Here is a 2,066-nt window from a genome sequence, read left to right as displayed (position 1 = left end):
GGCTATGTCTCGGCACAGCAAGAGCGCAGGAGTCGGCTCCAGTGCCCTCAGGTCGCGCTCTGCTGAGGGAGCCAGGACGACCTTAGCTTTTTTGACTGATACGGCGCTTTTCAAGGTCTTCGATTGTTTTTTCAATCGGAGTTCCGCCAACTGCAAGATACTCCCGCCAAGACTCCTCGATTTTCCGCTTGAATGCCGGGTCGTTTTCGAACAGATAATCCTCTAGGTCGTCGGCATCGACATGATGTAAAACTGCGGTGGGCTTCCCATGGGCTGTAATGATGATGTCCTCTTTTTTGGCTGCTTTGAGGAGTTCCCTGGTCTTCTGCTTGAGTTCCTTCATTCCCGCAAACCTCATACTCCTCCCTCCAAGAAAAGTTACACTATAGTGTAACTTTTTTCCGCTTAACCGTCAAGACTTGAAGGGCTCTGTGTGATAGCCTAGCAATAGTGTCCCCCTTTACTGCCAAGCTAGAATGTCCCCTCCGAGGAGGTGGACATGAAGGAGCTTATAATCTTGAGCAGGCGTGAGGCACAGCGGATCCAGGTTCTCGAGCAGGTCGTCCGGAAGAGTCTCTCTTTGAAGGCGGGGGCTACGCTCATGAAGGTCTGCTATCGTCAAGCGAAGCGTCTGGTGGCCCGATATCGGAGAGAAGGTCCAAAGGGACTGGCCCATCGGCGCCGGGGCCGGGCTGCCCCAAACGCCCTGGGTCCGGAAATCCGCGAACGGGTTCTGGCGCTCCATCGAGAGATCTATGCTCAGTTCAATGATAGCCACTTCGTCGAGATGCTGGAGGAGCGGGAGGGTCTTCGGATCGGGAGAGAGACGGTCCGCCGCTGGCTGCGTGAAGCTGGGATCCGGCCGAAACGGCGTCGCCGGCCGCCCCAGCACCGCAGCCGGCGTCCGCGGCGACCTCAGATCGGACTCCTCATGCAGTGGGACGGCAGCCCTCACCACTGGTTCGGTCCCGAGCGGCCCGCCGTGAGCCTCCTCCATGCCACAGACGACGCGACCGGGACCGTCCTGGGCGCTCTGTTCCGGCCCCATGAGGATGCCATCGGCTATCTGAGACTCTTGGATTTGGTCCTGAAGCGGCATGGAATCCCCGCAGCCGTTTATCAGGACCGCCACAGCGCCCTCTTCCGCAACGATAACCACTGGAGCCATGAGGAAGAGCTGGCCGGCGTACGCTTCCCGACTCACGTCGGACGGGTCCTTCAAGAACTGGGCACGGAAACCATCCCCTCCTTCTCCCCCCAGGGGAAGGGTCGCATCGAGCGCCAGGGCGGAACCTTCCAGGATCGCCTCATCGCCGAGATGGCCCTCGCGAACATTACCGCGATCGATCAGGCCAACGCCTGGCTGGAGGCCGTCTACCTCGATCGCTTCAACGCCCGCTTCGCCAAGAGGCCCGAGCTCCCCGGTACGGCCTTCCGCAAAATCAATGCCGCCCAGCGCTATCAACTCGTTTCCTTCGCTTACGAAGCCACCGTGGCCAACGACAACACCGTCCGCCTCGGCGGCCTGATCATCGATCTCCCGCCGGGACCTCGCCGCCGTAGCTACGCCCGCCGCCGCGTCTTGGTCCGTCAGCACCTCGACGGAGCTTGGACGGTCTGGCTCGAGGGACATTGCCTCGGACGCCACGGCCCGACGCCTCTGCGAGAGCCGTTCCGGAGTCGACGGCCCCATCAACCCGGCGAGACTCATAGCACCCGACACATCCTCCAGGTTTATTACGAAACAACGCCCGCCCCCAATCCCGGGGGACATTTTAGCTTGGCAGTTGAGGGGACATCTTGACAAAGCTTAGACACTCAGTCTCGAGCGTCCACTGCGGCAAGGGATTTGACCGTTATCCGGTTTTTTGTATACGATATGCCGTCCTTACGGCATGAACCAGAAACGGCCTCAAGATTTTTACGAGATTCAGCGTCGGCAGCGCCAGAGGAGCCTGGTCCTTTTCGCCGTTCTGATCGTCTTCTACTTCCTGGCCATCGGACTGATCGCCCTGACCGTCTTCTTGAGCATCGGGGCGTTTGCCGTCCCGAGCTTACTTTCCGGC

2 protein-coding genes are annotated in these 2,066 nt (G+C 59.8%); one reads left to right on the top strand and one right to left on the bottom strand.

The window, feature by feature from the left end; translation table 11 throughout:
- Window positions 1-82: 82 nt before the first annotated feature.
- Window positions 83-343 (bottom strand): type II toxin-antitoxin system prevent-host-death family antitoxin, encoded by a 261-nt coding sequence (locus tag KKC91_13000; GenBank protein MBU0479455.1) that lies wholly within the window; start codon window positions 341-343, stop codon window positions 83-85.
- Between the two features lie 156 nt (window positions 344-499).
- On the opposite strand from KKC91_13000, the gene KKC91_12995 reads away from it, so the two are divergent.
- Window positions 500-1,804, top strand: a complete 1,305-nt coding sequence (locus tag KKC91_12995; GenBank protein MBU0479454.1) for an ISNCY family transposase — start codon at window positions 500-502, stop codon at window positions 1,802-1,804.
- Window positions 1,805-2,066: the final 262 nt, after the last annotated feature.

The sequence above is a fragment of the bacterium genome (assembly GCA_018812485.1).
Taxonomy (GTDB): Bacteria; JAHJDO01; JAHJDO01; order JAHJDO01; family JAHJDO01; genus JAHJDO01.
The sequence above is the reverse complement of the archived record's forward strand: the minus strand, read 5'-3'. Positions and strand labels throughout refer to the sequence as shown.

Bases quoted from the DNA above. Each gene is read 5' to 3' on its own strand.
- KKC91_13000 (MBU0479455.1), bottom strand. From the start codon at position 343: ATGAAGGAACTCAAGCAGAAGACCAGGGAACTCCTCAAAGCAGCCAAA.
- KKC91_12995 (MBU0479454.1), top strand. From the start codon at position 500: ATGAAGGAGCTTATAATCTTGAGCAGGCGTGAGGCACAGCGGATCCAG.